This is a genomic window from Solibacillus sp. CAU 1738 (assembly GCF_039888725.1).
GTDB lineage: Bacteria > Bacillota > Bacilli > Bacillales_A > Planococcaceae > Metasolibacillus.
The window spans coordinates 568,170-586,960 of the sequence record NZ_JBDQQN010000003.1 but is presented as its reverse complement, the minus strand read 5'-3'; the positions used below and the strand labels follow the sequence as shown (position 1 = coordinate 586,960).

Here is an 18,791-nt window from a genome sequence, read left to right as displayed (position 1 = left end):
GTCACACCCTAATATTTGTAATTCTTCGTACGATGACAAATGTAAATATCATTCCTACTACAAAAATAGCTAATAGTATAAGACCAATTCCTGAAAAGAGAGGATCTAAAAAGTCGTCTACAACATTATTCATCATAAGCACGAGAAAAATAGGAATAACCGGTACAATATAAGAAATATATCTTTGCTCAGCAGTCATTGTTTTAATTTCCTGCTTTAGCAATTTTCTTTCATCTAATGTCTGACTCATTTCATCCAACACTATATACAAATTGCCACCAGCTCTTTTCTGAATAAGCAAAGTGGCAGTGAATAAATGGAACTCTTTATTGTCTACTCTTTTTTCTAATGCACGGATTGCACTACCAAAGTCGATTCCTAAAGATAATTCATGAGCTAAATTTTTGAATTCACTCTTTGCAGGTTCCGCCATTTCTTTTGCTACTAATTGAATACCCTGATTTAGCGTCATGCCTGACCTTGTTGAATTTGCTAGAAGCCTACATATTTCAGGCAGTTGCTCGACTAAAATTTGTCGCCTTCTGTTTTTTCGGATACTAAAGAGCATTCTTCTTCCACCTTCCAAAACGAGGAAAGAAATCAATATCGCAATGAATGTTGGTACGTTAAAAATGTTGACGAGCACGAACAATATGCCCATAAATGAAACAACAAGCGCGCCGATAAATTCTGAAGGAGTAAACGGAATATTTGCATCTGCTAATTTCCCTTCCATTTCTTTAGCGGTATCGGTTTTATCGAATTTAGTTCCTAAAATAATAAGCATACTTCTTCGGCGTTCGCCTTCGAGATAAAATTGATGCGTCTTTTTACGCCATTCTCTTTTTTCTTTACGATAGCCTAGCAAATTGTATAAACCAAAAAGTAAAAGAATAGTTGATATTGTAGCTATGGAAGCGACAATCATATGTTTACCTCCTGCTGCCGCGACCTAAATAAACTATCTTGAATCGTGATTCCAAACATTCGTATCCTTTCTAAACATTGCGGCCTATTTCCTGTAGGTATGAAGTAACCAATGACATCTCCATTTTCCGACATACCCACTCTTTTAAATTTGAATATTTCGATAATCCTAGATGTACCATCATCATTTTTTTGAACTTCTGAAATCGATACTATTTTCCTTGTTCCATCCGTTAACCTTGTTGCTTGTATAATAATGTCTAATGCACCGACAATAAACTCACGGATAATGGAGGACGGTAGATCCATACCAGCCATTATGACCATTGACTCAACCCGTCTTAATGCATCGTCTGGCGTATTAGCATGGACAGTTGTTATCGACCCTTCATGTCCAGTATTCATTGCTTGAAGCATATCGAACGCTTCCCCACTTCGTACTTCTCCAACAATGATACGATCCGGTCGCATCCGAAGTGCATTTCGAACGAGATTTCGGATGGACACTTCTCCTTTTCCTTCCACGTTTGCTGGTCTCGCCTCCATCCCTACTACATTTGGACGATTTAATCGAAGCTCTGCAGAATCCTCTATTGTGATGACGCGTTCATATGGAGGAATAGCGTTTGCTGCAACATTCAACAGTGTTGTTTTCCCTGAGCCTGTCCCACCTGAAATGAGTATATTCATTTTCGCCTTGACTACGCATTCAACGAAATAAGCCATATCCTCACTTATGGAGTTTAGTTCAAGTAAATCTTTAATTTGAAAAGGTTCTGCTCTAAACTTTCGAATTGAGACAAGTGTACCGTTTAAACTAATCGGTGGTATGACAGCATTCACACGGCTCCCATCTGGTAATCGGGCATCAACCATTGGGGAACTTTCATCAATTCGACGACCAAGTGGCGCTACAATCCGGTCCACAATGTGTCTGACATGTTCATCATCTCGAAAAGATATTTCAACCTCTTCAAGCTTGCCATTTCGTTCCGCGTACACTTCGTTATAGCCATTTATTAGGATTTCTGTAATATTCGGATCATTGATAAGAGGCTCTAGTGGCCCTAGCCCAACTGATTCATCTAAAATACGTGTAACTAAGAGCTCTTTATCATGACGTGAAATGACAACGCGTTCCTCAGACATAAATTGTGAGACATATTGTTCAATCTTCAGTCTCATTTCTCCCTGTGAGAGCTGTGTTAACGCCTCTAAATTCGTATCTCGAAGCAAGCGATTTTTATAATGCTCCACAAGCTCATCAACAAGATGATTGTCATATTGATAGGAAACGGCTCTCATTTGGCTAGCCAATTCTTTTCTTCTCTCAAAAATAGAAGCCACTACTGCACCCCCTTATCGTTTCAATATTTCATGCGTTAATTTACGAACATCCTTTGCGAATGGAATTAATTTTCGTTCTTTCGCAAGCTTTCGAACAGGCTCACCTTTATTAATAAATGGTTGCAACCCTTTTACATCCTTGCGAAGAGCTGCTGCGATTGGAAACTTAAGAATTTGCTTTAAATCCTTTTGCTGAACTTCATTTTCTTTTGAAATAAAATTCAAAATAACCTCCATTCTATCCATTAAATTAACGCCAATTCGAGCTGATAAATCTTCGTATTGCTTTAGTACTTTTAAAGATGGCGTATCTGGTGTTAATACGTAAAAAATCTTATCTGATTCCTCCATCGCTGTTATGACAGGGCCAGAAAGCATGGCAGGTAAATCAACAATGACATAATCAAATGCCCTCCTTGAAATACGTAGTAATTTAGCAACAAATTCATCCCCAAGTGATTCAGCTACCTCTGCATCATTCGGACTAATTAATATTTCAAGCTTTGAGTGTTGCTCTGTCTTAGAAACATTTCTTATATGACTTTCATTTAACTCTTCAATAACTGGCAATAAATCTGCTAAAGAACGATTCGACTCAATAGAAAACATCGACTCAATCCCACCGTATTGACCATTTAAATCGATAAGTATAACTTCTGCAGTTGATTCTAGCTTTAACGTTTGTGCAAGAACCGAAGAAGTGACTGTTCTTCCACTTCCACCTTTTCCACTATAGAAAGAAAAGATTTGACCTCTTCCTCTACCGAACGAAATAGACATGCCATTTTCTCTTGAATTTTTCTTAATGGCGTAATTTTTTACGGTTGTTGAAAACCTACTTGTAAACAATGAGGTTTCTTCTGGGAAAACAAAAAATTCATCTACTCCTGCACGCATCATATTACGTAATAAAACAAAGTCTGTTTCTTGCGCAATAAAAATAATGAGAACGAGTGGATTGATTTGTCGCATCAATTGAACCATTTCAATTGCCATGTCCGTTTCAGGTTGAGTCATGATAACGATATCTCTTGTTTCCCTATTCATTTCCCGAATTGCATCTGTAGTTGTAGCAGCTAGTACAATTTCATCTGTGCTCTCTGCAATAGTCGTAAGCTGCTGCACTTGAACTGAATTATCGCTAACAATTAAAATATTTAACTTTTTTTCCATGCTACAACCTCCTGCTTCATGAATTCCCCTCAGTTTTTTGCTCGTCTGCTCTAACTTTAGATTCCTCGGTCGGAACTTCTTCGGTCACGCCTTCACCTTCTTCTATTTCAGCAATCTCTTCCTCAGCCACTTGACCATCTTTACCGACATTCGCCTTTAATACACGGATATATTCCGCATAATTTTGCATATGGATGAGCTTTGGGGCGTCTGTCATAGAGATTTCTACTGCGATTCCAGCAAAATTCTCCCTCGTTCCTTGAGCAAAAGCTACAGGCACATCCTTCATAAATATTTCGGTTGTCTTTTCACCATTCTTGTCGTGTGATACAACTATATCTACCCGATCCAAAGCAGCAATTTCCTGATCAAATTGCACTTTATCGGTTCTATAAAGTGCTACTAGTCGATTATTTTCATTTTGAAGATTCGCAAAATTCTTTAGCATATTTTTCGTAACAATATCCCCTTCTTCTAAAGGAACCACTGATACATACCCAATAATCTCTGAGTCTGCCGTAATATGCGAATCTGTTAAAAACTTTTGAGGTATTTCCATTTTTGATAATTGGTTTGGTTGAAGCAATGTACGTGTAGGGATATTTCCATTTGAGACATAAATCTCAACCATCCCTCCAAGTTCTGCATTTAGCTGTTTTACTTTTTCTAATACTAAATAACCCACTACAGCCGCCATCAGAAAGGCTAATATTAAAAAGATTGCAGCGCGTCTTTTTGCTTCTAACATAGCTACCCCTACTTTCAGATAATAGAGAATGTTATAAATAATAAATACTTACAATTTTTAGTATAATTTAGAAGTGATGGATGTCAAAGATAGTTAGAATTTTCCAAATTCAGAAGTAGCCTAATTGTCTTAGGATAAATTATCTTATTCCCCAAAATATATATAGTTTACTATTTTTGAGTATTATTTTTTTATAGATTTTTTTGTTTTTGGGGTCTGTAGACGTATAATAATTTTCATTTTTAAGTCTTAATAATCATTTTTGGAGAACATTTATTCTCGAGAGTTTTTTCCATATTAAAGTAAGGTGAAAGATGGATCTCTATATTGATTGTTCAGGGGAACTTTAATCTATTTTATTCGGTTGAATTAGTGACTCTTGAGTGCGAATTTCGTTTTACCAGCGCTTACTGGTACCTGCGGGCGAATTTTCGAATCCCACGAGCGATTTTCGAGGTCCCATGGTCGAATTAAGGTTCCCAGTATTTCTTGGTTGTGGATGTAGTTTAATAATAGAATTTTATTCATAAAAATAAAAAGAGGACCCCCGCCAATTTGGGAATCCTCATTATTTACATAATTAATTTGTTTCAATTAAGCCGTATTTTCCATCTTTGCGTTTATAAACGATATTTGTGCTGTCTGATTCTGCGTCTGTGAAAATATAGAAATCATGTCCAAGCATGTTCATTTGCAAAATGGCTTCTTCTTGATCCATTGGTTTAAGATCAAATTGTTTTGTGCGAACTACTGAGTACTCTTCTTCAGTTACTGGTATTCCTGATTGTGTAATGTTTGCAAAGTATACACCAGCACCTTCACGGAATTTACGATTTACTTTTGTTTTATGTTTTCGAATTTGTCGCTCTAATTTATCGACGATTAAATCAATTGCAGCATACATATCGTCATGGCGCTCTTCTGCACGTAGCGTTAAATTTTTCATCGGAATCGTTACTTCTACTTTTGTTTGCTTATCATTATACACTTTCAAATTGACGTTAGCGTTCGCATTGATATCATCACTGAAATAACGTTCTACCTTTTCAATTTTGTTTTCAACGTACTCACGAATCGCTGGAGTTACCTCAATGTTCTCACCACGAATATTAAAGTTTAGCATATGAAACTCCTCCTTAATTTAAAGCTATACTAATTCATTTCGACGCAAATTTAAAAACTCCTGCTGATTTATGAAAAAAACTTTTTCATTTCTCGACATTTTTCTACATAGACGGTTTATGTTTCTTCACTTCTTTTTTACGTCGACTTTTTAATTCATTTATGATTAAATCCTCCACAGAAGGTTGCTCATGAAAAATGATGCCATATTGTTTACCTCGCCCAAAAGGCTTTACCCACATTATTTCACCAATTCCGACAATATCCGTCATATCGAGTACGAAATGAATTTCTAACTGGAGCTTCTCATTATAATGTGCACCAAAATCTGACTCACTAAACACTTTCATTCCGCGTGGGCTAATATCCAAAATACCACATTGATGCCTTGTGTTTTCTATATCGACTGGTTTGCCATCCACTAAAACGACCACACTTGCCGGAATCGGGTCGTCAAATGAAAACCGAAAACCTTCATTACGTTTAAAAAACATACAATTCTCCTCCGAACAGAATAACATTTTTTGTAAAAACTATGTACGTATTCATTATTATGTATATAATGTTTTGCTGTCTATCTACTTTATACCTAATTAACCGAAATAATTAGAACAATTTTGTCATATATATATTTTACTAAATTCAGCAAATCATTTAAATTAAAAAAAACACTCAAAAAACCCGCTACTGGATTTTTTGAGCATTTGGCAATTATTTAAATTTGCTCAGCATTACCGTATTGCTGCTGACGAGTAATTTTCAGTACTTCCTTCCACGTATCACGGAACTCAGTAACTAATCCCTCAACCTCTACGATAATATGTATATCATTTTGAATATTTGCCTCTACTAAACGACGATTCATATACTCATATAATGGCAGCATTTGCTTAGAAATTTCAATATCTATATTCAATGTAGACATTAGCTCTGCAATAATTGCTTGTGCCTTTTGGATATTTGTATTTTTTTCTTGAATATCTTTATCTTCAATTGCTTTTTTTGATTTTGTTAAAAACTTTAAACAACCATTATAAAGCATTAATGTTAATTCGCCTGGCGATGCTGTAGTGACACTATTTTGTTTGTACGCATTGTATGCTGCCGTTTGTGCTGCCAATAAGAGACACTCCTTTTTGAAGCATTTGTTACATTTAGTTTACACGATTATGGTAATAATTACGATTAAAAATTCAGTAGTTTGTGAATAAAGTAGCACATTTCCCCCTACTTCTTCTTGTCATAATACATGCCATCCATCGTGCGCACGTTGGAATAGGGATTCATACTTCAAACCGTTTTTTCAAGAGATATTTAGAAAAGGTAATAATGCCCCCAACCTATTGGCATTTGTAATAATAAGAGCATTAATTAACGTTGAACTATATAAGCTCCAGGCTTTTATACGAATACAAATAAACTAATGCAGTCCTATAAATTCATGTTTACAGAACTGCATTAATACTAATTATTCGTTAAGATCTATTTCGTCATCTTTAACTTTGTATTCGATAAAACGTTCAGCAATAAACTGTGACATATGAGTCGTACGTTGCTCCATTTTCGACTTTAATAAATGAGCATGATTGTACCTCTTTAAGAATTCCTTATGTTTTACTGGAATAACAAACTTCAATCCACTCGTTAACGTTACTTCCGTTTCGTTATCTCCGCTTCTGCCGAAAGTTAGAATACAGTCAAGTGCAAACCATCGTAGACTTGGATTTTTCATTGATTCGCTTGGGAACCATATTATATTTTTCGCTATGTTGATCGCTATAGGATACATATGAATATTACCTAAAATTGCACGCGATCCATCTCTAGCCCCCCGGAAGCTTGACCCATAATAATTCAGATTAATTTCTATTAACTTTTGCATTGGCATGTTTACTCGATAGATGCGTTTATTTTCAACTATTACTGTAAAGTATTCGCCGTACTCATTTGTCATCTGACCTAGCATTGCCGTATTAGTATTAAAAATATAATGATCTAATATTAACATGTCTTTCCCCCCTTTATTTTTTGAAAAAAAGGAGTATACTGAAAATTAACCGGTATACTCCGGTTCCCAAAATCCTTTAGTACGGTCTTTAGCGGGATCTAGTACTAAAGGGTTTTTATTTTTGTTTTATTATGCAATTTCTCACTCCTTTCATCGCGAGCATGTCCAGTTGTGTTAGCAAACGAAAAATAAAGCGCTTTCATTCCAACGCAAATAAATCCCCACCAGTTCTGCATGGAAAAACTTTAAGCCAATTAAGTTTTTAATGAAATGGAATTTTTAAACGCTACGGGGTATTCGTCAATGCTTTGTTCAAGCCTGCTTACTATTGTAGCTAATACTCTGAGGGTGCAAAGGTTCAGGTCTAATCGTATTGCTGGCAATTGACAAAAACACCGCTACACAAACATCATCCTGGACGCATAGAAGTAGTAAAAAGACATTGATTTCATGCAGTCAATCGATTGATTACCCTAAATAGTTACACATAGGTACATCGATAGACATCTACATAAATCAAATATACTTTAAACCACTTCTTATTTTACGCTATTCCGACTATTCAGTCTACATATTTCTGTTATAAATTTCATATATCGGTAGAATTGCCCTAGCTAATTTGATTAAATGAAGTTTGGTCCAGCATGTTAATATGAAAAAACCGAGCTATTTTTTAGCTCGGTTTTCTTCACGACATTGTACAAATCACTAAATCTGATCCTGATTAACGAATTGTTGCTGGCGCGTAATTTTAATAACTTCCTTCCATGCATCACGGAATTCAGTTACTAAACCCTCTACTTCATCAACAATGGCAGCATCATTTTTAATATTTGCTTCCGTTAATCGACGTTGCATATATTCATATAATGGCAGCATTTGTTTTGAAATGTCAAAATCCATATTCAATGTAGCCATTAACTCTGAAATGATTGCTTGTGACCGTTGAATATTGTAATTACGTTGCTCAATATTTTTGTCATCGATTGCTAATTTTGTTCTCGTTAAAAACTTTAAACATCCATTATATAACATCAACGTCAGCTCACCTGGTGAAGCTGTCGTCACACTGTTTTGTTTGTAGGCGTTGTAAGCTGCATTTTGTGTTGCCATGGAGACACTCCTCTATAAAAATAACTGCTATTTTTTTCCGTCATAATAACGACCTTCTAAAATTCGTAAGCTTTCATACGGATCGATATATTGCTGCTCATGCTTTTTCGTATTTTGCAATTCTTTTATATCTTCCTTAACAACTTCCATAACGATAGCTAATCTTTCTTGAATGCCTTTATCTAATTCAAATAATGTTTGATGCATTTTAATTGTTTCATTATATTTAAAGTTAAACTGTTTTAATTGGTCTACTAGTTTTCCGCGCTCATCTAAATATTCATTAATTTTATTAATATATTCAGTACGTTCTTCGCCAGTTGGAATTTGCGTCAAATATTTAAACAGCTGGGCAGATGTCTGCAAATAATTAGTTAATATTTTATCCATATTGCTCTCCAAAATTATCCTTGTGCAAACATACTAGATTGTGAGTTAGCTTTTTGAATAGCTTGCTCCATTGCCGAGAATTGCTTAAAATAACGCTCTTCTATTTTTTTTAATTTAGTTTTCCACTCTGTAATTTTGGATTCAACTGAAATTAAATTTTTGCCTAAAGTAAACGAATTTTCAACTGCACCTTCTTTTCCTGCCTTTGTAGCAATAGAATCAATACCTGTTTTCGCAATACTTCGCAATTGTGTTACAAGTCCGCCTTTATCTTCAGTACCATTTGTCCCAGCAGTACGTGTAAATAAATCTGATATTGCATCCGGGTTTGTTTCAATTGCTTTTCTAAGCTTCTCTTCATCAATTACTAATTTACCGCCATCCGTATATTTATCGGAAGTAGTAATACCCATATTAAATAAAGTATTGTATTTATCATCCTTATTAGTGCTAATTGAATAAATAGCTGTGCGCATCTCCGAAACAACTGTGCTAATTGCATTGTCATTACGTAGTAAACCTTGCTTTGCCTTTTCTTCCCACTTCTTAATTTCATCTTCTGACATTGCTGATTTTTCGGCATCAGTTAAAGGCTTATAATTATAATCTTTTCTTTCTTTAATAGGATTATTCAAACTTTCAACTAGGCCATTGTATAGTTCAACAAAGGATTTCACCTTATCTACAACTGAATTTGTATCAGTTGATGAACTAATTGTTACTTTTTCATCTGCTTTCATTGTTTGTTTTAGGGTAATTGAATAACCTGATTCAGTAAATGTATTAGAATGGGATGTTTTTTCAATACCGTTTATAGTATATTTAGCATCTTGACCATCTGCAATTTTTCCAATTGCTTCAATTTCATTTGTAGGTTTAGAGAAACCAATTGAAGAAAGTAAAGGTGATTTACCTGTATCTGAACTAACTTGTAATGAACCTCCAGCAGCTTCACCTGTCGCTACTGTGCTTAATGATAACTGACCATTACTAAAAATAGCGGTTACCCCTGCACCTGAGCCATTAATTTGTTTTACTAACTGATCAATTGTATCAGTTTCTTTATATTCAATTGAAGTTGCTTTCATTGAACCATCATTTTGAAGAACATTAAATGTTATGATTCCAGATTCTTTGTCACCTAAATCAAGCCCTAAATCTTTTAGAGTTGATGAACTATTAGCTGTAAAGTTACCACTAATGCTGGATGTCGCTGTATCCTTTAAAGTTTCATTTTCAACCACATCAAAACCAAGTCTATCTAAAAATTCAATATTATCTTCTGTTACTTTTACATCTTGACCTAATGAAAACGAGCCATTTTCAAATTTAGCATTTTCAAATCCAGTAGACTTTAATTTTGAAACAATAGAATTGATTGAATCACTTGGATTAAATACTAGCGATTTTTCTTCATTATTAATTGTGAATTTCGCCGCACCACTAGTTCCAATGCCCAAATCAGACAATTTATGGTTACCGTTAAGAGTTTTAACAGTATTTAAATTTTCATTTGCTGATGCATTTTTTGCTAATTGTGTGACAGATGAAATTTCTAATAACCCCGCTGCTGAAGACCCTGCAATAACGGAAACCTTACTAGAATCAGACACTGAAGCAGTCTTTGATAAAAATGAACTTGGCTTATATTTATCGTACGCTTCTGTTCTAAAGGCTTCCATTTTTCTATTTATGTCACGATAAGAATCACGTTGCCATTCATACTTTTGCTTCTGTTGCTGAAGCTTTTCCATTTTTGCACTTTCAGCTTTCATTAGCTTTTCAACAATTGAATCAATATCCATTCCTGAAGCTAATCCTGTAAAGCGATTACCTGCTGTACTTAAATAAGAAAATGAAGTTGCGTTAGTTGATGCCATACTTTTTACCTCCAATAATTAAATTTTTTCATCTACAATCATGCCTAACATTTTTTGCATTTCATAAAAGGCATCTAGTAGCTTTTTGGGTGGAATTTCTTTTACTACTTCGTCTGAATCACTATCAACAACAGTAATGTAATAACGACCTAATCCCTCGTGATATACAAATTTTGAAGTACTATGATTAATATTCAGTACTTCATTCATTGTCTTAACAGCTTGTTCAATTTTACTTGTATTTTTATCATTAACTTCTACATACTGACTTTTCTCTGATGAAATTGTAGTATCTTCACTTCCTTGTGTAACTACCTTGCCTGTTGACGAATCAATATCATGACTAGTTTTAGTCAATGTTGTTTGTTCAACTAAAGACTGAGAGGTAATACGCATCATATCCATCCTCCTTGAAATTAATTAGAGCGTATCGAATTACTTTCTTTTTATATCGGAGAAACTTTTCTTTATTTTACTTAAAACTACAAATATCACAGTTGAAAAGAATTAATTACTATATAGCTGTTATTCTTAATTGGTTTTATATATAAGGGAAGAGAGCAGATGTAATTAATTAATATTCGAGTCAATTTTACAAATATTATTTCCATAAAGATACACGAACTATTTGATATGAGCGGAAGGCGACGACTCCAGGTGGCAAGCAGAAAGAGACCATGGGCTGAGCGTAGCTAGGGAAGCTGCTCGGTGCTTGCCCGCTATAAGCGTCCGCTTATAGCGGATTATATATAGTTATACTAACAAATATTTTAATTGTGCTCTTACTTATTGGTAAAAAACAGATTATAAAATTAAAAAATTAATTCAATTTAATACATTTTAATTTTATACACTAATACAGGAACATAATCTTCCACAACTGAATAATAAGATGTCATCTTATCTTCTTACAATCTATATTATGCATTAAAAATACAGAGTCAATTTTAATCTTAAACTATTTGTTAAAACAAAGTCTGATAATTTAAAGGGGTCCCTTTTTTCATAGATTTGTTTGCTACTTTTCCTAGTATATTTTCATAGTATTTCGGTTCAAGACCATACCCTGGACGTACAATTTTAATATTATCCTTTGTAAACTCTTCACCCTCTTCAATATCTTTAGATACATAAATCGAACGGCGGAATTTTAATGATGCTTTTTCTTTTTCTGTTGGACCATAAGTAACTTTCCCCATCGCTAACCAAGCACGTTCTGTTTCTTCTACAAGTGCTTTCATTTCGGCTGGCTCCATTGAAAATGCCGAATCCACCCCTCCGTCAGCACGGTTTAGTGTGAAATGTTTTTCAATGACCGTTGCACCTAACGCAACACTGGCTACAGCTACACCAATTCCCATCGTATGATCGGATAATCCAATTTGTACATCTTCAAATAATTCCCTCATATGTGGAATAGTTAATATATTCGTATTTTCAGGTGTTGCTGGATAAGTACTTGTACATTTTAATAGTACGAGGTCTTTACATCCCGCTTCTTTTGCAGTACGGACTAATTCGTCTAATTCAGCTAATGTTGCCATTCCAGTAGATACAATCATTGGCTTTCCTGTAGCTGCCACTTTTTTGATTAGTGGTAAATCTGTATTTTCAAAAGAGGCAATTTTATATAGCGGTACATCTAACTCCTCTAAAAAATCAACAGCTGTTTCATCAAACGGCGTACTAAAAGCAATCATGCCTAATTCTTTTGCTCGGTCAAAAATGGGTTTATGCCATTCCCATGGAGTATGCGCTTCATCATATAACTCATGAAGTTTTCTACCATTCCACAAGTTCCCTTCATCTGCAATCATAAAATCAGGTGAATCAACATCTAGGGTAATTGTATCAGCAGTATATGTTTGTATTTTTAAAGCATGAACTCCACTTGCTGCAGCTACTTCAACTATTTCTAATGCACGTTCGAGAGACTGATTATGATTTCCAGACATCTCTGCAATGATGAATGGTTTTTCTTTATATCCAATTTTATATTGACCTACTGTGATTGGCTTCACTTAAATCTCTCCTCTAATTCTAACTTTAATTCAATTCTTTTTTCTTCCCATTCATTAGCAAATAAACTGTAAACATAAATATCTTCATACCTATCATTCCGTTTAATATGTTTACGTAATGTACCTTCTAATTTAAATCCTAATTTTTCATGAAAACCGCAACTTATTTTATTTGTTTCAATAACTTCTGCACATAATTTGCGAAACTTTAATTCTTTAAAAATGAACTCCAGACACGTATAGCCTAATAATAACCCTGTACCTTTAGGTGACTCTATTTCCCCTATGTAAAAGCCCCATGAACATTTATTAGAATATTTATCTATATCATTAATATTTAAAACACCATAAGTAACATCCTTAAAAGTGAACATTTTAGAAATTTTACTTTTTTTATTCTTTAATTCATTGTACCAATCCATATGTTGTTGCCATGAAATAATGTTATTGTTAAACATAACAGATCTAATATGTTCTTGATTACGCCATGCTAAAATCTTTTCTAAATCATCAACAACTATGTCTCTAAGTGATGCATCAAACATTGTATTACTTCCCTTCACGACATCAAATTACTACAATTTTGTTTGATTTGTATTAATTCAGTAGTATCTCTATAAAGATGTTCAACAATTGTAAGTACTTGCTCACGGTTTACTTCATTAGCGGTACCTAAATAAAAAATTGCCCTGGTACTCGCTACTGCTTTTGCAACTTCTATTTGATTCTGCGCAACTGCAATAACAATAGAGGGTAATTCCAAAAAAATTCTTTCCCACGTAGTTGCCCCACCTGCACCTATTGCTAAATCTGCTTGTGCCATTAATTGGGCTATATTATTCACTTGGCAATAATAATAGGCATTTTCAATTTTATCACATATTTGTTTAATTTCTAATTTGTTCGGATTCGAATTACCTACAACGACATCAACACTTAATTTATATCGCTCTATTATCGGCTTGATTGCAAATAAAACTTTCTCCGTTTCATTTGTTGGATCACTACCACCAAAGAAAATAAATAAACGCTCCAATTTACCATTAAAAGGTCTAATGTGCATTTTTTCTTCGATAAACTCTTCACGTAATAAAGCATAGGTTGGACCGAGTAGCAGTTTTGCATTAAGGGGAACTAGAGCTTCGTATCTAGTTTCCATATTCAAATAAAAATTTTGGTCTAGTAATATATCGCAATCATGCTGACGATTTGCCAAATCATCAATTACCATTATTTGTTCTGTAAAAGGGCGAATTAATTGCTCCCACTTAATATCGATTGAATAATGATCAATAATAAGCTGTGCTACTTTAAAATTGCATAAAATATCAATCGTTTCTTTAGCATCTTTTTCCCATTGTTCTTCAACATACGCCCATAATGTTCCCTGAAAATTAGACAATTGATATACTTGAAAGCCTTGTTGTTCGATTAATTCTATACAATCCCCTTCTGTCCCTCGACAAATAAAAGCGACAGTTTTCCCTTCTTTTTTTAGTCGATGTGCTAAAGTTAAACAACGCATAACATGTCCTGTACCAATTTCAACAGAAGCATCTACTCGAATAAATACGTTCATGCTATCACCTATAATTTCTTTTGTTCTATATGAGCATTAATGTAAAACCAATCGGGATTTTTATCCATAATATTCACTGTATCTTGTAAAGTAAATTGTGGATTTTTATTATATAGTCCTTGAATTATTTTTCTTATTAATTCCAAGTCCTCTTCAGTATCAACAGTCCAACGATATTTACTGTAATTCTTATCATTTTTAATATGACCAATGGAAAATACATCAGGGTTTGAATAGAAAAAAGCAGTTACATGCTCGCGGTCTCTTTCTAACAAAGCCTCATTATACGCTTTTTTTAGTGCCGCAAATGAAAATATTTCTGTATCTAACCCTCGTGGATATGTTCTCTCTACCGTATTTGAAACATAATCGAATTTATTACTTTCTATAAAATGCTGTATCGTTAAATCTACAATTTGTACATCAATAATTGGGCAATCTGAAGTAATACGAACAATTGCATCTGCTTTAAAAGCTGAAGCTGCCTCATAGTATCTAGCTAAAACATCGGTTTCAGAACCTCTATAATACGATATAGAGTTTTCCTTACAAAACTCTACTATTAAATCATCTTGCTGTTTAATTGTTGTAGCTATCACTAATTCATCTATATACTGACTTTGTTGTAAACGTTCAATTTGATAAGAAAGTAGTGGGCGGTTATTTACTTTTTTTAGAATTTTACCCGGTAAGCGTGTAGACCCCATTCTTGCCTGAATTATCGCAACTATTCTCATGTTCTCACCTTTTCTAGCTCCGTTTTTACTGCATAAATTACATCTTGTACGTCACTATTCGACATTTTTGGGAATAAGGGTAATGTAATAATAGCTTCATATAGTTCCTCAGCTTTTGGCATAGAACTTTTCTTATAACCTAATTGTTGATAATACGACAGAGTATGCACTGGAATGTAGTGAACATTTACTCCAATATTTTGAGCTATCAATGCTTCAAAAATATCTTTTCTAGTTGCATTTACTTTTGCTAAGTTTAATTTAATAATGTATAGATGCCAGCTAGAATTTCCCTCTAGATGTTGTTTAGGAGTAATAATCAATTCATTTTCTATAAATGCTTCATCATAAATTTTAGCTATCTCGCGACGACGTGATACAAATTCTTCTAATTTACTCATCTGACTAATACCGAGAGCAGCTTGAAAATCTGTCATTCTGTAGTTATAGCCTAAAAACTGCATATCATAATACCAAGGTCCTTCATTTTTCCATAAACTTTCCGAGTCTTTCGTAATACCGTGAGAACGGAATTGTAATAGCTGTTTATAGAAATATTTATTATTAGTTGTAATAACGCCGCCTTCACCTGTTGTCACATGTTTTACAGGATGAAAGCTAAACATTGTCATATCACTCAATGCACCAATTTTTTCCCCTTTATATTCAGCACCGAGCGCATGTGCAGCATCTTCAATTACAATTAAATTATGCCTTTTGGCAATAGCATGAATTTCATCTAGTTGTACTGGTTGTCCTGTAAAATGTACAGGAATGATCGCTTTAGTATTTGGCGTGATATTTTTTTCAATCTCTAAAGGATCTATATTATATGTATCTTCCTTAATATCAGCAAAAACTACTGTCCCACCAACATAACGTACACAATTTGCACTTGCAGCAAAAGTTATCGGTGTTGTAATCACTTCATCTCCTTCACCTATACCTGCAGCAAAACATGCAGCGTGAAGAGCAGCTGTCCCATTCGAAAATGCTACTGCATATTTTGCTCCAACATATTCAGCTACTTTTTGCTCAAAACAAGCTATTGTTGGACCAGTCGTTAAATAATCACTTTTTAATACTTTTATTACTGCATCTACATCATCATCTTCAACCCATTGCTTCCCATATGGTAAATAAGAATCTCTCAATATTATTCTCTCCTTATAGAAAAAAATGCAGTCAAAGACTACATTTTCTCCACCAACTCTTGTAATTGATCAACTGTTAACCACTCTGAATTATTATCACTCGTATAGGCAAAACCTTCAGGTAAAGGTTTACCGCCATTTAATTGCCCTTGTGGCCACCAAGCTAACTCTGGTTGGATAATATAGTATTTGTCAAACTCTATTGTATGGCGTGCATCGTCTTCCATAATCATTGCTTCGTGTAATTTCTCGCCAGGGCGAATACCGATAATTTCAATTTCACAATCTGGTGCTATTGCTTTTGCTAAATCAGTTACCTTCATGCTTGGGATTTTTGGTACAAATATTTCGCCCCCATACATACGCTCTAAATTATCTAATACAAATTGTACTCCCTGATCGAGGGTAATCCAAAATCGTGTCATCCGATCATCTGTAATAGGTAATTTGCCTGTATGCTTAATCTTTTTAAAGAATGGCACAACGCTACCTCGACTTCCTACTACGTTGCCATAGCGCACAACTGCAAACCGAGTTTTCTTTTCTCCTACATAAGCATTTGCCGCGACAAATAATTTATCAGATGCTAGTTTTGTTGCACCGTATAAATTCACTGGGCTACATGCCTTGTCTGTGGAAAGTGCTATTACCTTCTCAACTCCGCGATCGATTGCAGCCTCGATAATATTTTGAGCTCCATGAATATTTGTCTTCACTGCCTCAAAAGGGTTATATTCACACGCATCTACGTGCTTCATAGCAGCTGCATGGATGACTATATCTACTCCGTCAAATGCTCTGTACAAACGATCTTTATCACGTACATCCCCAATAAAGAATCGGATTCGTTCATCTTTAAATTCCTGTTTCATCTCATATTGTTTTAGTTCATCACGACTAAAAACAATTATTTTCCTTACACCTAATGTTAAAGCTTTACGAATAAATTTTTTACCAAATGAACCTGTTCCACCAGTTACTAGAATAACTTTATCTTTAATTTCATTTTTCATAATTCTTTCACTTCCATACTTAATCTAATTTTTTTATTGTATCGAACATTTTATTTATTCTATGCTCAAAACTATGTTCATTTTTAGTAGTTTCATAACCTGATTGTGCAATTTCCAATCTTTCTGTTTCATGGTTTAAATAATAATTTATAATTTCGTCTAAATCTTTTAAATCTCTATAAATCACCAAATCTCTTCCCGGCTTAAATAGACGATGAATATCTTCTTTATCATTAGTTACTAGAAATCCTTTAGATCCCAGTACGTCAAATACTCTCATTGGTAATCCAGACTCTACAAAAGATCTAGTAATATTTAAGTTAATTTTTGAATTTCTGAAAATTTCGGGCATTTCACTATAATGATCAGCCTCACCACGATAAATCTTTTTTATAATTCCATTTTGGTCTTCTCTTAACCATCCTTCTTCTCCATATAATGATACATCAAATTTAGATGATAAGTTATTAATAATTGTTTTTCTTTCTACATAACTGTGATATCGCCCTAAATAAAAAGCTAATAAATCTTCATTACTTAAATGTTTAAACTGAATATTAGTTAACTTTATCCGTCCTTCTTTTGTGAAAACATCCAAAAAATTCTTATCGACTAAATCTTTTATAATATAATTATTCGATAACATTTGAATTTCAATTATTTTTTCTACTAATTCTTTTATTTCATTGGATAAAGCTGGATAATAATGATTCAAATACTCATTATGTGAACAACAACTACCTAAAAAAGAAACATCAGAAGAATATTTAACATCCTTTTTTAATATGTTATCAAGTCTATCTACATCAACTGCTACAGGTAAATAGTAAACATTCGTTGCACCTTTTTGCTTCAAATCTTTTACAATTGATTTATCATAAATAAATATGTATGAGTAGTTAAAATTCAAATCATTAATATAAAGTGAATAACAAGGCGTATCTACAACCCAAGATAAATATTTTATATTCGCTTTCTCGCATATGTTCGCTATAGAATTATAAAAATTTATCGTGAAAATATAATCATAGTGGTTAGAATTAAGCCTTTCTATTAATTCACTTAAATTTTTCAAATTAATTGTGTCTACTTCAAATCCCATTTTTTCGAATGATTTTACACAATCTAACATTACCGTTGGATGTTCAACAACCAATATTTTTAACATGTTTTTTTTAAATTTTATATAATCTAACACTTCTTTAAAATAGTTCTTACTAATATTCATTAAATTATCGTTTATTACTATTTGTATTTTCTTATTAAAAACTAGTTGTTTATATTCATCCCCATAAACCAAAATTACATTTTCCGGTAAATTCTTATTGTGCTTTATAAATTCTATATTATTTTCTAATACATAAATAATTTTATTCGTTTTCTGTCTAATTAAATTTAATTCATACCCTAATCCTAACCCTAAAAGTAATATAATTTCAGTGTCTTCATTTATATTCACTTCAAAATTTATTTTTTCAGGAATATATTTTGAATACAAATATTTATATTTATCATTCTCTAAATATTTACACGTATATTGTTGATTTTTAGCAAGCTCTATTATTATTTTATTCATAGT

Annotated in this window: 19 protein-coding genes; all 19 read right to left on the bottom strand. The window is 33.5% G+C overall.

Translation table 11 applies throughout. The features are described 5' to 3' along the window. Nucleotide 1: 1 nt before the first annotated feature. Nucleotides 2-928, bottom strand: coding sequence for a type II secretion system F family protein (locus AAFN87_RS12150; RefSeq protein WP_347791334.1), 927 nt, complete (start codon nt 926-928; stop codon nt 2-4). Beyond that, the gene (locus AAFN87_RS12145; protein ID WP_347791333.1) at nt 925-2,274 is read right to left on the bottom strand and encodes a TadA family conjugal transfer-associated ATPase; all 1,350 of its coding nucleotides are present in this window, start codon (nt 2,272-2,274) and stop codon (nt 925-927) included. The genes AAFN87_RS12150 and AAFN87_RS12145 overlap by 4 nt, the downstream gene beginning before the upstream one ends. A 12-nt stretch (nt 2,275-2,286) precedes the next feature. Beyond that, a complete protein-coding gene (locus tag AAFN87_RS12140) occupies nt 2,287-3,447 on the bottom strand; it encodes a CpaE/TadZ family protein (RefSeq protein WP_347791332.1) in 1,161 nt (386 codons plus the stop codon). Nucleotides 3,448-3,463: 16 nt separating this feature from the next. Beyond that, a complete protein-coding gene (locus AAFN87_RS12135; RefSeq protein ID WP_347791331.1) occupies nt 3,464-4,195 on the bottom strand; it encodes a flagella basal body P-ring formation protein FlgA in 732 nt (243 codons plus the stop codon). 580 nt (nt 4,196-4,775) lie between these two features. After that, nucleotides 4,776-5,318: a ribosome hibernation-promoting factor, HPF/YfiA family gene (hpf, locus tag AAFN87_RS12130; RefSeq protein WP_347791330.1), complete on the bottom strand. Its 543-nt coding sequence runs from the start codon at nt 5,316-5,318 to the stop codon at nt 4,776-4,778. A 103-nt stretch (nt 5,319-5,421) separates the two neighbouring features. Beyond that, entirely contained in the window at nt 5,422-5,811 is a 390-nt protein-coding gene (locus tag AAFN87_RS12125) for a PilZ domain-containing protein (RefSeq protein WP_347791329.1), read from the bottom strand. A 221-nt stretch (nt 5,812-6,032) separates the two neighbouring features. Then, on the bottom strand, nt 6,033-6,437 hold the full coding sequence (gene fliS / locus AAFN87_RS12120; protein ID WP_347791328.1) for a flagellar export chaperone FliS: 405 nt from the start codon (nt 6,435-6,437) through the stop codon (nt 6,033-6,035). Nucleotides 6,438-6,785: 348 nt separating this feature from the next. Further along, a complete protein-coding gene (locus tag AAFN87_RS12115; RefSeq protein WP_347791327.1) occupies nt 6,786-7,325 on the bottom strand; it encodes a competence protein ComK in 540 nt (179 codons plus the stop codon). A gap of 708 nt (nt 7,326-8,033) precedes the next feature. Continuing rightward, nucleotides 8,034-8,438, bottom strand: a complete 405-nt coding sequence (gene fliS / locus AAFN87_RS12110; protein WP_347791326.1) for a flagellar export chaperone FliS — start codon at nt 8,436-8,438, stop codon at nt 8,034-8,036. A gap of 27 nt (nt 8,439-8,465) precedes the next feature. Further along, nucleotides 8,466-8,828, bottom strand: coding sequence for a flagellar protein FliT (fliT, locus tag AAFN87_RS12105; protein WP_347791325.1), 363 nt, complete (start codon nt 8,826-8,828; stop codon nt 8,466-8,468). A gap of 14 nt (nt 8,829-8,842) precedes the next feature. Beyond that, complete coding sequence (gene fliD, locus AAFN87_RS12100; protein ID WP_347791324.1) at nt 8,843-10,708, bottom strand: flagellar filament capping protein FliD; 1,866 nt, start codon at nt 10,706-10,708, stop codon at nt 8,843-8,845. 18 nt (nt 10,709-10,726) lie between these two features. Further along, nucleotides 10,727-11,107: a flagellar protein FlaG gene (locus AAFN87_RS12095; protein WP_347791323.1), complete on the bottom strand. Its 381-nt coding sequence runs from the start codon at nt 11,105-11,107 to the stop codon at nt 10,727-10,729. A gap of 566 nt (nt 11,108-11,673) precedes the next feature. Next, nucleotides 11,674-12,729, bottom strand: coding sequence for a pseudaminic acid synthase (gene pseI, locus AAFN87_RS12090; RefSeq protein ID WP_347791322.1), 1,056 nt, complete (start codon nt 12,727-12,729; stop codon nt 11,674-11,676). Continuing rightward, entirely contained in the window at nt 12,726-13,274 is a 549-nt protein-coding gene (gene pseH / locus AAFN87_RS12085) for a UDP-4-amino-4,6-dideoxy-N-acetyl-beta-L-altrosamine N-acetyltransferase (RefSeq protein WP_347791321.1), read from the bottom strand. The genes pseI and pseH overlap by 4 nt, the downstream gene beginning before the upstream one ends. A gap of 14 nt (nt 13,275-13,288) precedes the next feature. Next, nucleotides 13,289-14,308 carry a UDP-2,4-diacetamido-2,4,6-trideoxy-beta-L-altropyranose hydrolase gene (gene pseG / locus AAFN87_RS12080; protein ID WP_347791320.1) on the bottom strand — a complete coding sequence of 340 codons (1,020 nt, stop codon included), beginning with the start codon at nt 14,306-14,308 and terminating at the stop codon, nt 13,289-13,291. Between the two features lie 8 nt (nt 14,309-14,316). After that, a complete protein-coding gene (locus tag AAFN87_RS12075) occupies nt 14,317-15,045 on the bottom strand; it encodes a cytidylyltransferase domain-containing protein (protein ID WP_347791319.1) in 729 nt (242 codons plus the stop codon). Continuing rightward, entirely contained in the window at nt 15,042-16,199 is a 1,158-nt protein-coding gene (gene pseC, locus AAFN87_RS12070; protein WP_347791318.1) for a UDP-4-amino-4,6-dideoxy-N-acetyl-beta-L-altrosamine transaminase, read from the bottom strand. The genes AAFN87_RS12075 and pseC overlap by 4 nt, the downstream gene beginning before the upstream one ends. A gap of 38 nt (nt 16,200-16,237) precedes the next feature. After that, nucleotides 16,238-17,212 (bottom strand): UDP-N-acetylglucosamine 4,6-dehydratase (inverting), encoded by a 975-nt coding sequence (gene pseB, locus AAFN87_RS12065; RefSeq protein ID WP_347791317.1) that lies wholly within the window; start codon nt 17,210-17,212, stop codon nt 16,238-16,240. Between the two features lie 19 nt (nt 17,213-17,231). Continuing rightward, the gene (locus tag AAFN87_RS12060; protein ID WP_347791316.1) at nt 17,232-18,788 is read right to left on the bottom strand and encodes a CgeB family protein; all 1,557 of its coding nucleotides are present in this window, start codon (nt 18,786-18,788) and stop codon (nt 17,232-17,234) included. Between the last annotated feature and the right edge of the window lie 3 nt (nt 18,789-18,791).

Bases quoted from the DNA above. Each gene is read 5' to 3' on its own strand.
- fliD (WP_347791324.1), bottom strand. From the start codon at position 10,708: ATGGCATCAACTAACGCAACTTCATTTTCTTATTTAAGTACAGCAGGT.
- AAFN87_RS12095 (WP_347791323.1), bottom strand. From the start codon at position 11,107: ATGATGCGTATTACCTCTCAGTCTTTAGTTGAACAAACAACATTGACT.
- AAFN87_RS12125 (WP_347791329.1), bottom strand. From the start codon at position 5,811: ATGTTTTTTAAACGTAATGAAGGTTTTCGGTTTTCATTTGACGACCCG.
- hpf (WP_347791330.1), bottom strand. From the start codon at position 5,318: ATGCTAAACTTTAATATTCGTGGTGAGAACATTGAGGTAACTCCAGCG.
- AAFN87_RS12140 (WP_347791332.1), bottom strand. From the start codon at position 3,447: ATGGAAAAAAAGTTAAATATTTTAATTGTTAGCGATAATTCAGTTCAA.
- AAFN87_RS12060 (WP_347791316.1), bottom strand. From the start codon at position 18,788: ATGAATAAAATAATAATAGAGCTTGCTAAAAATCAACAATATACGTGT.
- pseG (WP_347791320.1), bottom strand. From the start codon at position 14,308: ATGAACGTATTTATTCGAGTAGATGCTTCTGTTGAAATTGGTACAGGA.
- pseH (WP_347791321.1), bottom strand. From the start codon at position 13,274: ATGTTTGATGCATCACTTAGAGACATAGTTGTTGATGATTTAGAAAAG.
- AAFN87_RS12135 (WP_347791331.1), bottom strand. From the start codon at position 4,195: ATGTTAGAAGCAAAAAGACGCGCTGCAATCTTTTTAATATTAGCCTTT.
- AAFN87_RS12115 (WP_347791327.1), bottom strand. From the start codon at position 7,325: ATGTTAATATTAGATCATTATATTTTTAATACTAATACGGCAATGCTA.
- fliS (WP_347791326.1), bottom strand. From the start codon at position 8,438: ATGGCAACACAAAATGCAGCTTACAACGCCTACAAACAAAACAGTGTG.
- AAFN87_RS12150 (WP_347791334.1), bottom strand. From the start codon at position 928: ATGATTGTCGCTTCCATAGCTACAATATCAACTATTCTTTTACTTTTT.
- pseB (WP_347791317.1), bottom strand. From the start codon at position 17,212: ATGAAAAATGAAATTAAAGATAAAGTTATTCTAGTAACTGGTGGAACA.
- AAFN87_RS12075 (WP_347791319.1), bottom strand. From the start codon at position 15,045: ATGAGAATAGTTGCGATAATTCAGGCAAGAATGGGGTCTACACGCTTA.
- fliT (WP_347791325.1), bottom strand. From the start codon at position 8,828: ATGGATAAAATATTAACTAATTATTTGCAGACATCTGCCCAGCTGTTT.